The organism is Pseudarthrobacter sp. SORGH_AS 212 (genome assembly GCF_030818145.1).
In the GTDB taxonomy this organism is placed as follows: domain Bacteria; phylum Actinomycetota; class Actinomycetes; order Actinomycetales; family Micrococcaceae; genus Arthrobacter.
In genome coordinates this window covers 259,082-276,525 of record NZ_JAUTAA010000001.1, presented here as the reverse complement: position 1 = coordinate 276,525, position 17,444 = coordinate 259,082, and the positions used below count along the sequence as shown (strand labels likewise).

Genomic DNA, 17,444 nt, shown 5'->3' with positions numbered 1-17,444 from the left:
ATGGTCAGCACGCCAACGCGCCGGCAACCAAGCGGGCGGCCAGGCCGTCCGGCCGGCACCGGCTCCACCGCCACAAAGGCGCAGCGCCCGGCACCCGTCACGGTCCGGCTCAGAAACGGCTACCGCAGGTTCTGGTCAGCCCTCGAAGGCACCGGAACGTCGCGGAACGGTTCCACGTATTACCTCATCCTCGGCTCCACCCTGGCACTGACGGCGATCGGGATCATGATGGTCCTGTCGGCCTCCAGCGTGGAATCCATTGCCGCCGGAAAATCGCCCTATGGAGACGCCCTGAAGCAGGGCATGTTCGCGGGCATCGGCATCTTCACCATGTTCGTCCTTTCCCGGATCAACGTGGTGTGGCTCAAGCGCCTCGCCTGGCCCGCAATCATCGCCGCCATGGTCCTGCTGGCCCTGGTGCAGGTGGTGGGCGCGGAAGTCAACGGCAACAAGAACTGGATCGACCTCGGCGGCATCACCTTCCAGCCCTCCGAGGCGTCGAAGCTCGCCCTGGCACTATGGATGGCCACCGTACTGGCCATGAAGGGCAAGTTGCTCCGGCGCTGGCAGCACGTCTTCGTCCCGGCCATCCCGGTGGCGGTCATCGTTATCGGGCTGGTGCTGATCGGCAACGACCTCGGTACGGCCATGATCATCATGATGATCGCCGCTGCCGCGCTGTTCTTCGCGGGCGTACCCCTTTACTTCTTCGGCATCGCCGGGCTGCTGGGGGCCGCCGGTGCGGCAGTCATGGCCATCACCAGCTCCAACCGGATGTGCCGCATCACCTCCTGGTGGACAGGCGAATCCTGCGCCGACGGCATCGACGCAAACTACCAGGCCACCAACGGTCTCTACGGGCTGGCTTCGGGCGGCTGGTTCGGTGTGGGGCTGGGACAAAGCCGGCAGAAGTACAGCTGGATCCCCGAGGCCCACAACGACTTCATCTTCGCCATCATCGGCGAGGAACTCGGCCTGGTGGGCACCGTCGTCGTACTCATCCTTTTCGCGATCCTCGGCGCCGCCATCTACCGCGTGGTGGTGGCGCAGGAAGACACCTTCCACCGCGTCCTGGCCGGCACCATCATGGTGTGGCTCCTGGGCCAGGCCACTGTCAACATGTCCGTGGTGACCGGCCTCATGCCGGTGATCGGCGTACCCCTGCCCTTCATCTCCTATGGCGGCTCCGCGCTGCTGATGTCCCTCTGCGCCATTGGCGTGGTGCTTTCCCTGGCCAGGGAGCAGATGGCGCCTGCCATCCGTCCCAAGCGGATGCTGAAGTTCAAGGCCACAGGGCGGGAGAAAGCCCCCCGGAACAAGAAGACTGCAAGAAAGCGTGCCTGATCCCACATGAACCCGAAGAACCCCTCCATCGTCCTCGCGGGCGGCGGCACAGCCGGCCATATCAGTCCCCTCCTTGCCATCGCCGCGGCCGTGAAGAATGCCTCGCCGGACGCCGCCATCCTCGCCGTGGGCACGCCGTCCGGGATGGAAACCCGCCTCGTCCCGGCAGCAGGGGTTGAACTGGCGACGATCGACCGGGTCCCGTTCCCGCGCAAACCGTCGGCCGACCTGTTGCGGCTCCCGGCCAGGCTCGCCGGGGCGGTCCGCCAGGCCGGCGACATCCTGGACCGCGCTGACGCCGACGTGCTGGTAGGCGTGGGCGGATACGTGTGCACGCCGATGTACCTCGCGGCCCGGAAGCGCAGGATCCCCGTCGTCATCCACGAGGCGAACGCCCGCCCCGGGCTCGCCAACAGGGTGGGCGCGCTGATGACTTCGCGCGTGGCCGTCGCTTTCGAAGGAACTCCGCTGCGGCACGCCGTCCACGTCGGCATGCCCATGCGGACGGAAATCTCGGGCCTGGACCGGAACGCTGCGCGGACTGCCGCCCGGGAGGCCCTAGGACTTGATCCCCGGCAGCCCACCCTCATCGTCACCGGCGGATCCTCCGGTGCCCAAAGCATCAACCGCACCATCGCTGCGTCTGTGGGGCAGCTGGCTGCCGCTGGGATCCAGACCCTGCACATCACCGGGCGCGGCAAGTCAGTCCTGGACGGGGCCGGCCAGCCGCTGGCCGCACCGGGCTACCGCCAGGTGGAGTACGTGGACGGAATGGAACTCGTCTACTCGGCGGCAGACGTGCTGCTGGCCCGCTCCGGCGCGGCGACCGTCTGCGAAGTGGCAGCAGTGGGCGTGCCCGCCGTCCTGGTGCCGTTGCCGATCGGGAACGGGGAACAGGCACTGAATGCAGCCGGCCTGGTGGCCGCCGGCGGCGCCCTGCTGGTCCAAGACCGCGACTTTACTGACGAATGGCTGGCCAAGGAACTGGTCCCGCTGGTTACCGACAAGGAACGGCTGGCCACCATGGAGGCCAACTCCTACCGGCTGGGCGTCCGTGACGCCGACCGGCGGATGGCTGCCCTCATCCTGGAAGCGGTGTCCGCATGAGCAACCGTGACCTTTCCGGCAGTAAAGCCCAGGGTTCCCTGGCATCCCTGGGCCGGGTTCACTTCATCGGGGTGGGCGGAGTCGGTATGTCCGCCGTGGCCAGGATCATGGTGGCGCGCGGCGTCCCCGTCAGCGGATCCGATGCCAAGGACCTTCCCGTCATGGGCGACCTCGCCGCAAAGGGTGCCAGGATCGCCGTCGGCTACGACGCCGGCAACCTGGGCGATGCCCAGACCGTTGTGGCGGGTTCGGCGATCAGGGCGGACAATCCCGAGCTGGCTGCGGCCCGGCAAGCCGGGCTGCCCGTGCTGCACCGGTCCGAAGCGCTGGCTGCCACGATGGGGGAGGACACGGTGGTGACCATCGCCGGTACCCACGGCAAGTCCACCACTACGTCCATGGTCACGGTTTTGCTTCAGGGCGCCGGCCTGGACCCATCGTTTGCCATCGGCGCCAACGTCCCGTCCCTGGGCGTTAATGCCGCGAACGGCACGTCTGGAATCTTTGTGGCGGAGGCCGACGAATCCGATGGTTCGTTCCTGAACTACCGGCCGCGCATCGCCGTCGTGACCAACGTCGAAGCCGACCACCTGGACCACTACGGCACAGCCGAAGCCGTGTACGAGTCATTCGACAAGTTCGCCGCCCTGCTGCCCGCCGGCGGACTCCTTGTGGCCTGCGCCGACGACCCCGGCGCGCGGGCACTGGCCGACCGCACCCGCCAGGCTGGCAACACCCGGGTCCTGCTGTACGGCACCGCCGGCGACGCCGACCTGAAGCTTCACGACGACGGCCCCGGCAGCGTTGCCGTGTCCACCGCAGAAGGGCGGTTCGACCTCGCTCTGCAGGTACCCGGCCGGCACAATGCGCTGAACGCGGCGGCCGCGTTCGCCGTCGCGCTTGAACTCGGGGTTGCACCCGGCGCTGCCGCGTCAGCCCTGGCCTCCTTCTCCGGCGCGTCCCGCCGGTTCGAACTGAAGGGCGAAGCCCGCGGCGTGCGGGTGTTCGATGACTACGCACACCATCCCACCGAGGTCCGCGCTGCCCTTTCCGCCGCGCGCTCCGTCGCGGGGGGAGCACAAGGTGCATGTGCTGTTCCAGCCGCACCTGTTCTCCCGTACCCGGGAATTTGCCCGGGAGTTCGCTGAGGCCTTGGACCTGGCGGATACTGCGCTGGTCCTGGACATCTACCCTGCCCGCGAAGACCCCATCCCCGGCGTCACCAGTAAGCTCATTGCCGACCACATGGCCGGCCGGGGACGCCTGGTGAGTGCAGACGAGGCCGTCGCCGCCGTCGCGGACGCGGCCACCGACGGGGACATTGTGCTGACCGCCGGCGCCGGCGATGTGACCGGATACGGTCCGCGGATCGTGGAGGCCCTGCGTGGCTAGCACGCGCCGTCCCACCTACACCCCGACGGGCCGTAAAGGCCCCGCGTCCGGTACCGGGCGGAGCAAAACGGATGCCGCAGGCTCCCCGGATGCGGACGAGGTGATTTCGGCGTCGCGGAGCGTACCGGTCCAGGCATCAGAGAAGCCGCCCGCACGCACCAGCGGGACAGGCGGCAGGAAAGCGCCAGCAGCTGATTCCGGCCCGGCCGCCAACGTCCTCGCCTTCCCGGAACCCAGGGGAAAGCGGCGCAGGCGGAGGTTGCTTGTGGTGGTGTGCACTGTGTGCGCGCTGGTGGCTGCCCTCCTGGCCGGTGCCGTGTACTCGCCGGTGCTTGCGCTGCGCACCATCTCCGTGTCCGGCACGTCACTGCTGACCCCTGCCCAGGTCCAGGCGGCGCTCGAACCGCTGCAGGGGAAGCCGCTGCCGCAGATCGGCGACGACGACGTCAGCCGGCTCCTCGAGCCACTGGTCCAGGTCAAGTCCGTGTCCGCTGAGGCCAGGCCGCCCTCCGGGCTTGCCGTCACCGTGCACGAACGGGTGCCCGTGGCCCTGGTCAAGCAGGGGGAGCAGTACCAGTTGGTGGACGTGGACGGCGTCCAGCTGGCTACCACCGCGGACCCGGCGTCGGTATCCCTGCCGCTGATCGACGGCGGCGCCGGTGCCATTGGACAGGACCTGTTCAAAGCCACCGCCGCTGTGCTGGGCGCCCTTCCCGCGGATGTCCTGGCGAAGTTGTCGAACGCTTCGGCCAAGTCCGTTGATGCGGTGGAGCTCAAGCTGGTGGACGGCCAGACCATCGTGTGGGGCAACGCCTCCGAGAAGGAACTCAAAGCCAAGGTCCTGGCCGCGTTGCTGAAGGTTCCGGCTGATGCGAAGAACCCCGTACGGGTCTACGACGTCAGTGTTCCGCGGCATCCGGTGACACGGTGAGCCGCTTTCTTTTCCGGTATTAATCCGACACGCGGACCCGGTTATTGAATGTGGGAACCAGAGGAAATACCGTCACAGACATGAGTTACTTGACATAACTATAACCTTCAACTCGAAGGTTAAGGTTACAGGCTTCAAGCTCACCATCAGTTTTTCGCAATAAGACACGAACAAGGGACACGTAACGTGGCAGCTCCGCAGAATTACTTGGCCGTCATCAAAGTCGTCGGCATCGGCGGCGGTGGCGTGAACGCAGTCAACCGCATGATCGAGGTCGGCCTCCGAGGTGTTGAATTCATCGCCATCAACACCGACGCCCAGGCACTGCTGATGAGCGACGCCGACGTCAAGCTCGATGTAGGCCGGGAACTGACCCGCGGCCTCGGAGCCGGCGCCAACCCGGAGGTGGGCAAGCAGGCTGCCGAGGACCACGCCGACGAAATCGAGGAAGTGCTGCGCGGAGCCGACATGGTCTTTGTGACCGCCGGCGAAGGCGGCGGAACCGGCACCGGCGGCGCGCCCGTCGTCGCCCGCATTGCACGTTCCCTTGGCGCCCTGACCATCGGTGTCGTTACCCGTCCCTTCACCTTCGAAGGCCGCCGCCGCGCGGGCTCGGCCGAATCCGGCATCGACGCGCTGCGCGACGAAGTGGACACCCTGATCGTGATCCCCAACGATCGCCTGCTCTCCATCAGCGACCGCAACGTCTCGGTCCTCGACGCCTTCCGCTCAGCCGACCAGGTGCTGCTCTCCGGCGTCCAGGGCATCACCGACCTCATCACCACCCCGGGCCTGATCAACCTCGACTTCGCCGACGTCAAGTCGGTCATGCAGGGTGCCGGCTCCGCGCTCATGGGCATCGGCTCCGCACGGGGCGAAGACCGCGCCGTCAAGGCCGCGGAGCTTGCCATCGCCTCGCCGCTGCTGGAGGCCTCCATTGACGGCGCCCACGGTGTGCTGCTGTCCATCCAGGGCGGCTCGGACCTCGGCCTCTTCGAGATCAACGAAGCCGCACGCCTGGTCCAGGAAGTTGCCCACCCCGAAGCGAACATCATCTTCGGTGCCGTCATCGACGACGCCCTCGGCGACGAAGCGAGGGTCACCGTCATCGCAGCAGGTTTCGACGACGTCAAGGCCACCTCGCCGTCCATGGACCAGTCCCAGCCGCAGGCACAGGCTGCGCCGCAGCGCCCGGCAGCACCTGCCCCGTCGCAGGCGCCGTCCGCCGGTAACCACCAGGGCGGCAGCCACCAGTCGAACGTCCAGCCGGTCCACGCAGGCGTCGGTGCGGCCGGCCTGAGCAACTGGGGCCAGCAGCGCCCCACGGCGGTACCCGCAGACTCAGGTTTCGACGTGGACCTGCCGTCCGTCGTGGAGCCGGACCTTACCGGCAACCACCAGGACGACCTGGATGTCCCCGACTTCCTGAAGTAGGCAGCGGCTTGTTCCACTGGCGGGCCGGCATCCTTCCGGGGGTGTCGGCCGCTTTCACGAACAGCGACGCCGGTAACCTGGCACTCCACGTCGGAGACGATCCCGAGTCGGTTCGGCAACGCCGGGCACGGCTCGAACAGGAGCTCGGCGTCAGTGCCGGCAGCCTCCGGTTCATGAACCAGGTCCACGGAACTGACGTGGCCCTGATGGATGCTGTCAGTCCCGCTCCCGAGGCGGATGCGATGGTGTCACGCGGCACTCCGCTGGCCGTGATGGTGGCGGACTGCATCCCCGTTGTCCTGGCCGGCGCGTCGGCCGACGGACCCGTCCTGGCGGTAGTCCACGCCGGCCGTCCCGGCCTTGCCGGCGGAGTCATCCCCGCGGCCCTGGAGCGCATGGCCTCATTAGGGGCCACCGGCATCCGGGCCTGGCTTGGGCCATCTATTTGTGGGCGCTGCTACGAGGTTCCTGGTGCCATGCAGGAGGAAGTAGTTGCCGCAGTGCCTGCCACCCGGAGCACAACCTCCTGGGGCACTCCCGGCCTCGACCTGCCAGCCGGCGCGCGGAGCCAGTTGGAACACGCCGGAGTGACTGTCGAATACAGCGGGCCTTGCACCCTTGAGACGCCGTCCCTGTACTCCTACCGCCGGGACCGCCACACCGGCCGATTTGCAGGGCTGGTGTGGTGCCATGAATGACGCCGCAACAACTGGTGATCCCCGCTTCCGTGAACTCGCCGGGCGTCTGGACGCGGTACGGGAGCGCATCGCCAGGGCAGTCGGGTCGGCCGGGCGCGAAGGCCAACCGCCCAGGCTGATCGTGATCACCAAATTCCATCCGGCGGATGACATCCGCCGGCTGGCAGCCCTGGGCGTCACGGACGTCGGCGAGAACAGGGACCAGGAGGCCGCGGCCAAGGCGGCCGAGCTGGCTGAGGCTGGCCTGGCGTGGCACTTCGTCGGCCAGCTGCAGACCAAAAAGGCCAAGTCGGTGGTGCGCTATGCAGCTGCCGTGCACTCGGTGGACCGGCCCCAGCTCGTTGATGCGCTGGCCAAAGCGGTGCTCAACGAACAAGACGCCACAGGGCGGGCGCCATTGGACTGCTTCATCCAGGTCAGTCTCGAAGACGACGCCGGAGCGCACCGGGGCGGCGCGTTGCCCGCTGACGTTCCGGCGCTGGCCGATCGGATCGCCGCCGCGGAGGGGTTGCGCCTGGCAGGTGTCATGGCGGTGGCTCCGCTCGGTGCCGCACCCGAACCGGCCTTCGAAAACCTCCGCCGGGTCTCGGAACTGCTGGTGCAGGCCCACCCGGCGGCATCCGGTATTTCGGCCGGCATGAGCCAGGACCTTGAAGCTGCGATCAAATTTGGGGCGACACACCTGCGGATCGGCTCCGATATTCTCGGATCGCGTCCGGCCGTGGGGTACAGTCGGGACTGTTGGAAGTGATGGGCGGGGGACTCCAGTGCTGTTCAAGTCATTGGGCGGCCCGCTTACGGGACACGATTAGGAGTCGACCATGGCCGGCGCTCTGCGCAAGACAATGATCTATCTTGGGCTCGCCGACGGCGATGAGCATTACGAGTCCGAGGAACTGAACACACGTAAGGATGAGGACGAAACGATGGAAGCAGACCGCGAGGAACGCCGTGCACCTGCACCCGTCCGCGAGGTCAGCCGTGAAACGTCCTACACCCCCGAAGAGGAATACCGGGCCCCTGTGACCCCCATCAAGCGTGCGGCCTCCAGCCGCGAAGAGACCTCAGGCCTCCGCCAGATCACCACTATCCATCCCCGCTCCTACAACGATGCCAAACTCATCGGTGAGAGCTTCCGGGACGGCATTCCTGTGATCATGAACGTTACCGACATGGGTGAGTCGGATGCCAAGCGGTTGGTGGACTTCTCCGCCGGGCTGGTGTTCGGCCTGCGCGGCAGCATCGAGCGGGTCACCAACAAGGTGTTCCTCCTGTCGCCGTCCTACGTTGAGGTCATCGGCGACGACAAGAAGGCCAGCGACACCCAGGCCAGCTTCTTCAACCAGAGCTGACCCGCAGACGTTGAACAGATGCCAGGCAGGGACACCTGTCTGGCATCTGTGCTGAAATAGACACAACACATCGGCGCCACCGCGGCATCGGCTTTTTGAACATGGAGATATGAGTTAAGGCATGGGAATTGTTTTCGGACTTGTCTATCTCGCGCTCCTGCTGTTTTTTGTTGCCCTGATCATCCGCCTGGTATTCGACTGGGTGCAGATGTTCGCCCGGGAATGGCGGCCCCGCGGCGTTGCCCTGGTGGTGGCGCACGCTGTCTACTCGATCACGGACCCGCCCCTCAAAGTGCTGCGCCGGCTGATTCCGCCGCTGCGACTGGGCGGGATCTCGCTGGACCTTGGCTTCCTGATCCTCTTCATCGCTGTCAGCATTGCGATGGGAATCACCAGGAGCTTCGCCTGATTCAGAGATTTACACCCATGCAACGCAAGACGGTGCCACCGGGACCGGATAGTGTAAAGCAGGGAAACTCGAGTTTGACACTGCAGTGTTGAATTAGAGATAGCAGACCAAATTTAGGTACCGTAGTTTTGACGGCCGGAAGGCCTACTGACTAACCAGACCAGTGAGGTGACCAGATGGCTTTGACGCCAGAAGACGTTGTCAACAAGCGCTTTCAGCCGACCAAGTTCCGCGAGGGCTACGACCAGGATGAAGTTGATGACTTCCTGGACGAGATCGTCGTTGAACTTCGCCGCCTGAACCAGGAGAACGACGAGCTCCGCAAGAAGCTCTCCGAGGCTGGTTCCAGCGTTCCGGCAACCGCCGCTGCCGCCCCTGTGGTGGAGAAGGTTCCCGCGCCCGTCAAGGCTGACAAGGACGAAGCCCGCGAAAAGGCCGAGGCTGAGGCCAAGGCTGCCGAAGCGAAGAAGAAGGACGTCCAGCCGGCCGCTCCCGTCGCCGCAGCCCCTGCAGCCGCAGCGGCCTCCACGTCCACCCCCTCCGCTGAATCTGCTGCCGGCCTGCTGGCCATGGCGCAGCAGATGCACGACCGCCACGTCGCCGACGGCCAGTCGCAGAAGGACAAGATCATCGCCGAGGCGCAGATCGAAGCCAGCAGCCTCGTCAACGACGCCCAGGAAAAGTCCCGCAAGATCCTCGGTGCACTCGAGCAGCAGCGCTCCGTCCTGGAACGCAAGGTGGAGCAGCTCCGCGGCTTCGAGCGCGACTACCGTTCACGCCTGAAGGCCTACATCGAAGGCCAGCTGCGCGATCTGGATGCCCGTGGCTCCGTGGCGACGCCGGAAGTCAGCGAAGCCAACTAGCACGTACAGCACGTATTCTGAAAGCCGGTGGCTGAGGATTCCTCGGCCACCGGCTTTTGGCATTGACCCGGTTTTACGAATGAAAGCACCATGACTGACGAACTTGCCGCCGACGCTGCACGCCCTGTCCCGCCGTCACCCCGCCCACAACGCGGGGTGCTGCTGTCCTTCTTCGCCGGATTCGCAGTATTTGCCTACGTCTTCGACCAGCTGACCAAGGTGTGGGTGACATCCGCCATGGTGGAGGGTGAACGCATCCCGGTTCTGCCGCCCCTCCTGCACTGGTACTTCATCCGGAACTCCGGTGCAGCCTTCTCCATCGGCGAGAACGTCACGTGGGTGTTCTCCATCATCATGGCCGCCGTCGCTGTCGCCATCCTTTTCCAGGTCCGGAAGCTGGGTTCTGTCTGGTGGGCCCTTGCGCTGGGCCTGCTGCTGGGCGGGGCGCTCGGCAACCTGACGGACCGGCTCTTCCGGGAACCTTCATTTGGCATGGGCCATGTGGTGGACTTCATCCAGCTGCCCAACTTCGCCATCTTCAACATCGCCGATTCCGCGGTGGTCTCCGCTGTGGCCATCATCTGCATCCTGACTCTCCGCGGCATTTCCCTGGACGGAACCCGGGTGCATGCCGAACGGAAGGGCACGGACGCTGATGCCTGAGCAAATTATCGTCACGGAAGAGTATGGTGGCACCCGCGCGGATGCAGGCCTTGCAGCCATTATGGGAATCTCGCGCTCAGCCGCCGCCGCCCTGATCGCGGAAGGGCACGTACTCAGCCGGGGTAAAGCCCTTGGCAAGTCAGCGAAACTGGCGGCCGGCGACACGCTGGAGGTCACCATTCCGGAGCGGCGCGATCCGCTGGAAGTCGTGGAGGAAATTGTGGAAGGCCTGAAGATCCTGCTGGACGACGACGATTTCGTCGTCGTCGATAAACCGGTGGGGGTCGCCGCGCACCCTTCTCCCGGCTGGGTTGGGCCCACCGTGGTGGGTGGGCTGGCCGGTGCCGGCTACCGCATCTCCACGTCCGGTTCGCCGGAACGGGCCGGGATTGTCCACCGGCTCGACGTCGGGACGTCCGGCGTGATGGTGGTGGCCAAGTCCGAGAGGGCCTACACAGCCCTCAAGCGGGCGTTCAAGGAACGCACGGTGGACAAGGTGTACCACGCCGTGGTCCAGGGCCTGCCGGATCCCCTGACCGGAACCATCGATGCCCCCATCGGCCGCCACCCGGGGCACGACTGGCGGTTTGCCGTGACGGAAGAGGGCCGGCCATCCGTGACGCACTATGAGGTATTGGAAGCCTTTGGCAAGGCGTCCCTCGTGGAAGTGCACCTCGAGACCGGCCGCACGCACCAGATCCGCGTCCATTTCTCCGCACTCCGCCATCCCTGCGCGGGCGACCTCACGTACGGCGCCGATCCGCGTCTGGCCGCAACCCTTGGACTCACGCGGCAGTGGCTCCATGCGCGGGAACTCGGCTTCGACCACCCGGTGACGGGTGAGCGGGTGCGCGTGGCCAGCGACTATCCCCAGGACCTGGCCTTCGCCCTCGACGTGCTCGCCTCGGGACAGGCCTGAGCGGCATCGTCCTGGCAGTGCCGTAACCAGCCAGCGCATAGAATAGTGCGGTGACTTCCAGCAATGATTCGTTTGTCCACCTGCACACCCATACCGAATACTCCATGCTGGATGGAGCCGCCCGGCTGGGGGAGCTGTTCGACGAAACCGAACGGCTGGGCATGCCTGCGCTGGCTACCACGGACCACGGCTACCTGTTCGGTGCGTTCGATTTCTGGCAGAAAGCCCAGGCCAAGGGCATCAAGCCCATCATCGGCGTCGAAGCCTATGTGACCCCCGGAACAGCGCGGACTGACAAGGAACGCGTGCGGTGGGGCGACGAATCGCAGCGCAAGGACGACGTCTCCGGTGGCGGTTCGTATACCCACATGACGCTCCTGAGCTACAACAACGTGGGCATGCGGAACCTTTTCCGCGCATCCTCCATCGCATCCCTGGATTCTGTCTTCGGAAAGTGGCCGCGGCTCGACCGGGAACTGCTCAACACCTACTCCGAGGGCCTGATCGCCACCACCGGCTGCCCCTCCGGCGAGGTCCAGACCCGGCTGCGCCTTGGCCAGTACCGCGAAGCCGTGGAAGCCGCGGCGGAATTCCGGGACATTTTCGGTGCCGAGAACTACTTCTGCGAACTGATGGACCATGGGCTGGACATCGAGCGGCGCGTCACCGGTGACCTGCTGCGCCTGGCCAAGGAACTGAACCTGCCGCTGGTGGCCACCAACGACCTCCACTACACCCATGAGCACGATGCGAAGGCGCACGAGGCGCTGCTGGCCATCCAGTCCGGCTCGACCCTGCTGGAGCCCACCTACGACAACGGCGGCTCCCGTTTCGCGTTCTCCGGCAGCGGCTACTACCTGAAGTCTCCGCGGGAAATGCGCGAGCTCTTCCGCGACCACCCTGAGGCCTGCGACAACACCCTCCTGATCGCCGAGCGGTGCGAAGTGTCGTTCAACACGAACGCCAACTTCATGCCGCGGTTCCCCTGCCCTCCGGGTGAGGATGAAACCTCCTGGCTGGTCAAGGAAGTGGACCAGGGCCTGCAGTACCGGTACCCCAAGGGCATCCCGGACGAGGTCCGCAAGCAGGCGGACTACGAACTGGGCGTCATCACTTCGATGGGCTTCCCCGGCTACTTCCTCGTGGTGGCGGACTTCATCAACTGGGCCAAGAACAACGGCATCCGCGTCGGCCCCGGCCGTGGCTCCGGCGCCGGTTCCATGGTGGCGTACGCCATGCGAATTACGGACCTCGACCCGCTGCGGCACGGCCTGATCTTCGAACGCTTCCTCAACCCGGACCGCGTTTCCATGCCCGACTTCGACGTCGACTTCGATGACCGGCGCCGCTCTGAGGTCATCGACTACGTGACGCGCAAGTACGGCGACGAGCGCGTGGCCATGATCGTGACCTATGGCACCATCAAAACCAAGCAGGCGCTCAAGGACTCCTCGCGCGTGCTGGGCTACCCGTTCAGCATGGGGGAGCAGCTCACCAAGGCCCTGCCCCCGGCCGTCATGGCCAAGGACATTCCGCTGGCCGACATCCAGAACCCGGAGGCCAAGCGGTACAGCGAAGCAGGGGACTTCCGGCAGCTTGTCAGCACGGATCCGGAGGCCGCCAAGGTCTTCGAGACAGCCCTGGGCATCGAGGGCCTGAAACGCCAGTGGGGTGTGCATGCCGCCGGCGTCATCATGTCCTCGGACCCGATCATCGACGTGATCCCCATCATGCGCCGCTTCCAGGACGGCCAGGTGATCACCCAGTTCGATTACCCCACGTCCGAGGGCCTGGGCCTGATCAAGATGGACTTCCTGGGCCTGCGGAACCTGACGATCATTTCCGACGCCCTCGAGAACATCAAGATGAACCGCGGCATCGACCTGGACCTCGAAAACCTGGAGCTCGACGACGCGCCGTCCTACGAGCTCCTGGCCCGCGGCGACACCCTGGGCGTTTTCCAACTCGACGGGGGACCCATGCGGTCCCTGCTCAAGCTGATGAAGCCTGACAACTTCGAAGACATTTCCGCTGTCCTTGCGCTCTACCGGCCGGGTCCCATGGGTGCCAACGCCCACACCGACTATGCGCTCCGCAAGAACGGCATCCAGGAAGTCATCCCTATCCACCCGGAACTGGAGGAGCCCCTTAAGGAGATCCTCGGCGGCACCTACGGCCTGATCGTTTACCAGGAGCAGGTCATGGCCGTGGCGCAGAAGCTGGCCGGCTACTCGCTGGGCCAGGCAGACATCCTCCGCCGCGCCATGGGCAAGAAGAAGAAATCGGAACTGGACAAACAGTTCGCCGGCTTCTCCCAGGGCATGCAGGACAACGGCTACTCCATGGCGGCCGTAAAGACCCTCTGGGACATCCTGCTCCCGTTCTCCGACTACGCGTTCAACAAGGCCCACTCGGCCGCGTACGGCGTTATTTCGTACTGGACCGCTTACCTGAAGGCGCACTACGCGCCCGAATACATGGCTGCGCTGCTGACGTCTGTGGGTGACGACAAGGACAAATCGGCCATCTACCTCAACGAGTGCCGTCGCATGGGCATCACCGTCCTGCCCCCGGACGTCAATGAATCGGCCCTGAACTTCACCCCTGTGGGCACGGACATCCGCTTCGGCATGGGCGCCATCCGCAACGTCGGCGTCAACGCGGTGGAGGCCATGGTTGCCGCCCGTGAGAGCGAGGGCGCCTACACGTCCTTCAAGGATTACCTGATGAAGGTACCGGCGGTGGTCTGCAACAAGCGGACCATCGAGTCGCTGATCAAGTCCGGCGCCTTCGACTCCCTGGGCCACCACCGCCGCGCGCTGGCGATGATCCACGAAGAAGCCATCGACTCCGTGATCACGCTCAAGCGCAACGAGGCGATTGGCCAGTTCGACCTCTTCGCGGGCTTCGAGGAGGCCGAGTCCGAAGCGTCGCTGAGCATCGAGATCCCGGACTTGCCTGAGTGGGAGAAGAAGGACAAGCTTTCGTTCGAGCGCGACATGCTGGGGCTGTATGTCTCGGACCACCCGCTCCAGGGCCTGGAAGGCGTCCTGAGCCAGCACGCGGAAATGAGCATCACCACCATCCTGGGTGAAGACGGGCCGCAGGACGGCGCAATCCTCACCATCGCAGGCATGATCACCTCGCTCAGCCGCAGGATCGCCAAAGCCAGCGGCAACGCCTACGCACGCGCCGAGGTGGAGGACCTTGGCGGTTCCATCGAGGTCATGTTCTTCGGCCAGGTCTACGGACCCATCGCCTCAGTGCTCGCCGAGGACCTGATCGTGGTGGTGAAGGGCCGCCTCCAGAAACGCGACGACGGCGCCATCACCCTGAACTGCATGGAACTGTCCGTCCCCGACCTCAGCGAAGGCCTGAACGGCCCCCTGGTCATCACCATGCAGACGCACAAGGCCACCGAGGCTGTAGTGACCGAACTCGGCGATGTGCTCCGTACCCACCGGGGAAATTCCGAGGTCCGGCTGCACCTCCAGGGCGACACCCGCACCGAGGTCATGGGCCTCCCTGTGCACCTGCGGGTCAACCCGAGCCCCTCGCTGTTCGGCGACCTGAAAGTCCTCCTGGGCCCCGCCTGCCTGGACGCCTAGGCGCTCTTCCCCCAGGGAAGCACGACGGCGGAAGTCGCCTTCCGCCGTCGTCCGCCCTTCCGCGGGAGGTGTCTTCGCCGGGGCTAGATTTCGTAGTCGAGGGGGACAGGCTGGCCGTAACCCCCGGCGTGGTACAGGAGGGGAGTGCCTTCGCCGCCCACCTGGCCGTCCACCACCTGGACCACCACCACGGCGTTGTTTTCGAAGGAAAGGCGCATCTGAACTTCGCCGATCAGCCAACCTGCAACGTCCTTCAGCACGGGAACCCCGTGCGGCCCGGTTGCCCAGTGGTCGCCCTCGAAACGGTTTCCGGCGGCCGAGAACCGTGCGGCCAGCTGCTGGTTTTCGAGCCCCAGCATGTGGACTCCGATATACGTGGTGTTGGCCACGGCCGGCCAGGAACGCGAACTGCGGGCCATGTTGAAGGTGAAGCGTGGCGGCTGGGCGGAGAGCGAAGCCACTGACGTGGCCGTGAAGCCGTAGGGCTCGTCCTGGTAGTTGACCGTGATGATGGCCACCCCGGCTGCGTGGCGCCGGAACATTTCCCTGAATGTCCGCTCGAACTGCGCGCTGTTGTCGGTCACCCGGTACTCCTGAAGGCTGGATGGGCAGTTGCTTGTTTCCTAACCCTATTGTCCGCCTTCCCCGGGAGGGCAACATTCCGACACTGGCGGGAGGGCAACATCCCGTGGCTGGGCCGCGGTCCGCGGGCAGGAACATTTGTTAAGGTTTGTGGCATGACACTTACACCCCGCCGGGACCGGCCGCGCCTGCCGTGGGCCCTCTTCGCCGTTCCTGCGGTTGCCGGCATTCCCGCCGGAATCCTGTGGTGGCTGCTGGCGCCGGGCGGCCTCAACCTGATCACCCGGGACCCGGCACTGGCTACCGGCTCCAACCCCTCGGTCTGGCTGCCGCGGGACCTCACGCTCGCTGGCCTGATGGTCCTTGCCGGCTGCCTCCTTGCGGTGTTCCTGGCCGACCGCCGGCGCCCCCGGCCGGAGGCGTCGTTGGTGCTGGGCCTGGCTGGGGCGGTGATTGGCAGCGTCCTTGCCTGGCAGACCGGTATGTTGGTCGGACGCCTGTGGGGCACTCCGGTGGACACCTCCGTGAATGCAAGCCTGGCGTTTTCGCTCCGCGCACTGCCGGTGTTGCTCCTGTGGCCGGCAGCCACCGCCATTTCCGTTTTTGTCCTGGAACTCCTGGAACAGCTTGGCAGGAAGCCCGGCGCCGGGAACCGGCTGGAGGATGCCGCTGGCAGCAGTGGCCGCGGCGCCCCGTAAAATGGTCCGGTGACCATTTCATCGGAGTTCCCCGCCACCCCCGCCACTGCCGTGAACTTCCGGACGGTGGACGTCCGGGGCCGAAACCTGACGCTCGCCGGGCTCCGCGCGGCCGTGCCCCGCGCGCAGGGACAGACGGTGGCCAACGCCGAAGAGAAGGTCCTCGACATTATCGGCGCCGTCCGCGCGCGCGGGTTCGGGGCGCTGGCTGAGCTGGCCCTCCGGTTCGACGGTGTGAAGCAGTCCCACCCCCGGGTGCCCGCGGAGGCCCTCGACTCGGCCCTGGACAACCTGGACCCCGCCGTCCGGAAAGCCCTTGAGGAATCCATCCGGCGTGCCCGCATCTTCGCTGACGGCCAGCGTCCCCGCAATGTCGACGTCGAACTCGGCGACGGGGCCCTGGTCAGCCAGAACTGGGTTCCAGTGGCACGCGTGGGCCTCTACGTGCCCGGCGGCCTGGCCGTTTACCCGTCGTCGGTCATCATGAACGTGGTGCCGGCACTGGCCGCCGGTGTGGAATCCATCGCCCTGGCGTCGCCACCGCAGAAGGAGTTCGGCGGCTTGCCGCACCCCACCATCCTTGCCGCGGCCGCCCTGCTGGGAATCACTGAGGTGTACGCCATCGGCGGCGCGCAGGCCATCGCAGCGTTCGCCTACGGCGTTGAGGCGGCGCAAGCCGGCCCGGCCCTGGAACCCGTGGACGTGGTGACAGGGCCCGGCAACATCTTCGTCGCCACTGCCAAGCGCCTGGTGAAGGGTGTGGTGGGCATCGATTCCGAGGCAGGCACCACCGAGATTGCAATCCTCGCTGACTCCACCGCACAGCCTGCCCTGGTTGCGGCCGACCTGATCAGCCAGGCGGAGCACGACCCCCAGGCGGCGTCGGTCCTGATCACGGATTCGGAGGACCTCGCCGCTGCAGTGCGCGCGGAGCTGGACGTGCAGGCCGCTTCGACCAGGCATTCCGACCGTGTCCGTCAAGCCCTGTCCGGCCCCCAATCGGGCGTGGTGCTGGTGGACGGCCTGGAGCAGGGTATCGCGGCGTGTGATGCCTATGCCGCCGAGCACTTGGAGATCATGACCGAGGACGCTTCTGCCGTCGCGGCGCGGATCAGGAACGCCGGGGCGATCTTCGTGGGGGACTACAGCCCGGTCAGCCTTGGTGACTACTGCGCCGGCTCCAACCACGTGCTCCCCACCAGCGGAACCGCGGCCTTCTCCTCCGGCCTGAACGTCACCACGTTCCTGCGCGCCATCCAGGTGGTGAACTACAGCCGGGACGCCCTTGCTGAAGTCAGCAACCACATTGTAAACCTGTCGCGCGCAGAGGACCTGCCCGCCCACGGTGACGCGGTCACGGCGCGTTTCCCGGGCGCCGCCGGCTAAGCCCGGACAGGGCATTGGCACTACATGTAGTTGGTACGCCCACTACATGTAGTAATGA

15 protein-coding genes and 1 pseudogene are annotated in these 17,444 nt (G+C 66.0%); 15 read left to right on the top strand and 1 reads right to left on the bottom strand.

Features of this window, described 5'->3' with window-relative positions:
- From ftsW to dnaE, 13 genes and pseudogenes are all read left to right on the top strand, one after another.
- Complete coding sequence (gene ftsW / locus QE394_RS01215; RefSeq protein ID WP_056077546.1) at positions 1-1,344, top strand: putative lipid II flippase FtsW; 1,344 nt, start codon at positions 1-3, stop codon at positions 1,342-1,344.
- Positions 1,345-1,350: 6 nt separating this feature from the next.
- Positions 1,351-2,451: an undecaprenyldiphospho-muramoylpentapeptide beta-N-acetylglucosaminyltransferase gene (murG, locus tag QE394_RS01210; RefSeq protein WP_261620561.1), complete on the top strand. Its 1,101-nt coding sequence runs from the start codon at positions 1,351-1,353 to the stop codon at positions 2,449-2,451.
- Positions 2,448-3,843 (top strand): annotated as a pseudogene (gene murC / locus QE394_RS01205) (UDP-N-acetylmuramate--L-alanine ligase). The gene murG and the pseudogene murC overlap by 4 nt, the downstream one beginning before the upstream one ends.
- Positions 3,836-4,774, top strand: coding sequence for a cell division protein FtsQ/DivIB (locus QE394_RS01200; protein WP_056077536.1), 939 nt, complete (start codon positions 3,836-3,838; stop codon positions 4,772-4,774). The pseudogene murC and the gene QE394_RS01200 overlap by 8 nt, the downstream one beginning before the upstream one ends.
- Positions 4,775-4,960: 186 nt before the next feature.
- Positions 4,961-6,208 carry a cell division protein FtsZ gene (ftsZ, locus tag QE394_RS01195; RefSeq protein WP_056077533.1) on the top strand — a complete coding sequence of 416 codons (1,248 nt, stop codon included), beginning with the start codon at positions 4,961-4,963 and terminating at the stop codon, positions 6,206-6,208.
- An 8-nt stretch (positions 6,209-6,216) separates the two neighbouring features.
- A complete protein-coding gene (locus QE394_RS01190) occupies positions 6,217-6,906 on the top strand; it encodes a polyphenol oxidase family protein (protein WP_261620563.1) in 690 nt (229 codons plus the stop codon).
- Positions 6,899-7,657, top strand: coding sequence for a YggS family pyridoxal phosphate-dependent enzyme (locus QE394_RS01185; RefSeq protein ID WP_349033546.1), 759 nt, complete (start codon positions 6,899-6,901; stop codon positions 7,655-7,657). The genes QE394_RS01190 and QE394_RS01185 overlap by 8 nt, the downstream gene beginning before the upstream one ends.
- A 70-nt stretch (positions 7,658-7,727) precedes the next feature.
- On the top strand, positions 7,728-8,258 hold the full coding sequence (sepF, locus tag QE394_RS01180) for a cell division protein SepF (RefSeq protein ID WP_056077525.1): 531 nt from the start codon (positions 7,728-7,730) through the stop codon (positions 8,256-8,258).
- Between the two features lie 121 nt (positions 8,259-8,379).
- Positions 8,380-8,667 (top strand): YggT family protein, encoded by a 288-nt coding sequence (locus QE394_RS01175; RefSeq protein WP_056077522.1) that lies wholly within the window; start codon positions 8,380-8,382, stop codon positions 8,665-8,667.
- A gap of 176 nt (positions 8,668-8,843) precedes the next feature.
- Positions 8,844-9,530, top strand: a complete 687-nt coding sequence (locus QE394_RS01170) for a DivIVA domain-containing protein (protein WP_349033545.1) — start codon at positions 8,844-8,846, stop codon at positions 9,528-9,530.
- Positions 9,531-9,620: 90 nt separating this feature from the next.
- On the top strand, positions 9,621-10,193 hold the full coding sequence (gene lspA, locus QE394_RS01165) for a signal peptidase II (RefSeq protein WP_349033544.1): 573 nt from the start codon (positions 9,621-9,623) through the stop codon (positions 10,191-10,193).
- Entirely contained in the window at positions 10,186-11,112 is a 927-nt protein-coding gene (locus tag QE394_RS01160) for an RluA family pseudouridine synthase (protein ID WP_261620565.1), read from the top strand. Before lspA ends, QE394_RS01160 begins: the two co-directional genes overlap by 8 nt.
- 50 nt (positions 11,113-11,162) lie before the next feature.
- Complete coding sequence (gene dnaE / locus QE394_RS01155; protein WP_261620566.1) at positions 11,163-14,720, top strand: DNA polymerase III subunit alpha; 3,558 nt, start codon at positions 11,163-11,165, stop codon at positions 14,718-14,720.
- A gap of 83 nt (positions 14,721-14,803) precedes the next feature.
- On the opposite strand, the gene QE394_RS01150 is transcribed toward dnaE, so the two are convergent.
- On the bottom strand, positions 14,804-15,304 hold the full coding sequence (locus QE394_RS01150; protein WP_056077511.1) for a flavin reductase family protein: 501 nt from the start codon (positions 15,302-15,304) through the stop codon (positions 14,804-14,806).
- 153 nt (positions 15,305-15,457) lie between these two features.
- Here QE394_RS01150 and QE394_RS01145 point away from each other — a divergent pair, with 153 nt between their 5' ends.
- Entirely contained in the window at positions 15,458-16,000 is a 543-nt protein-coding gene (locus QE394_RS01145) for a hypothetical protein (protein ID WP_349033543.1), read from the top strand.
- Between the two features lie 9 nt (positions 16,001-16,009).
- Positions 16,010-17,386, top strand: coding sequence for a histidinol dehydrogenase (gene hisD / locus QE394_RS01140; protein ID WP_349033542.1), 1,377 nt, complete (start codon positions 16,010-16,012; stop codon positions 17,384-17,386).
- Positions 17,387-17,444 lie beyond the last annotated feature (58 nt).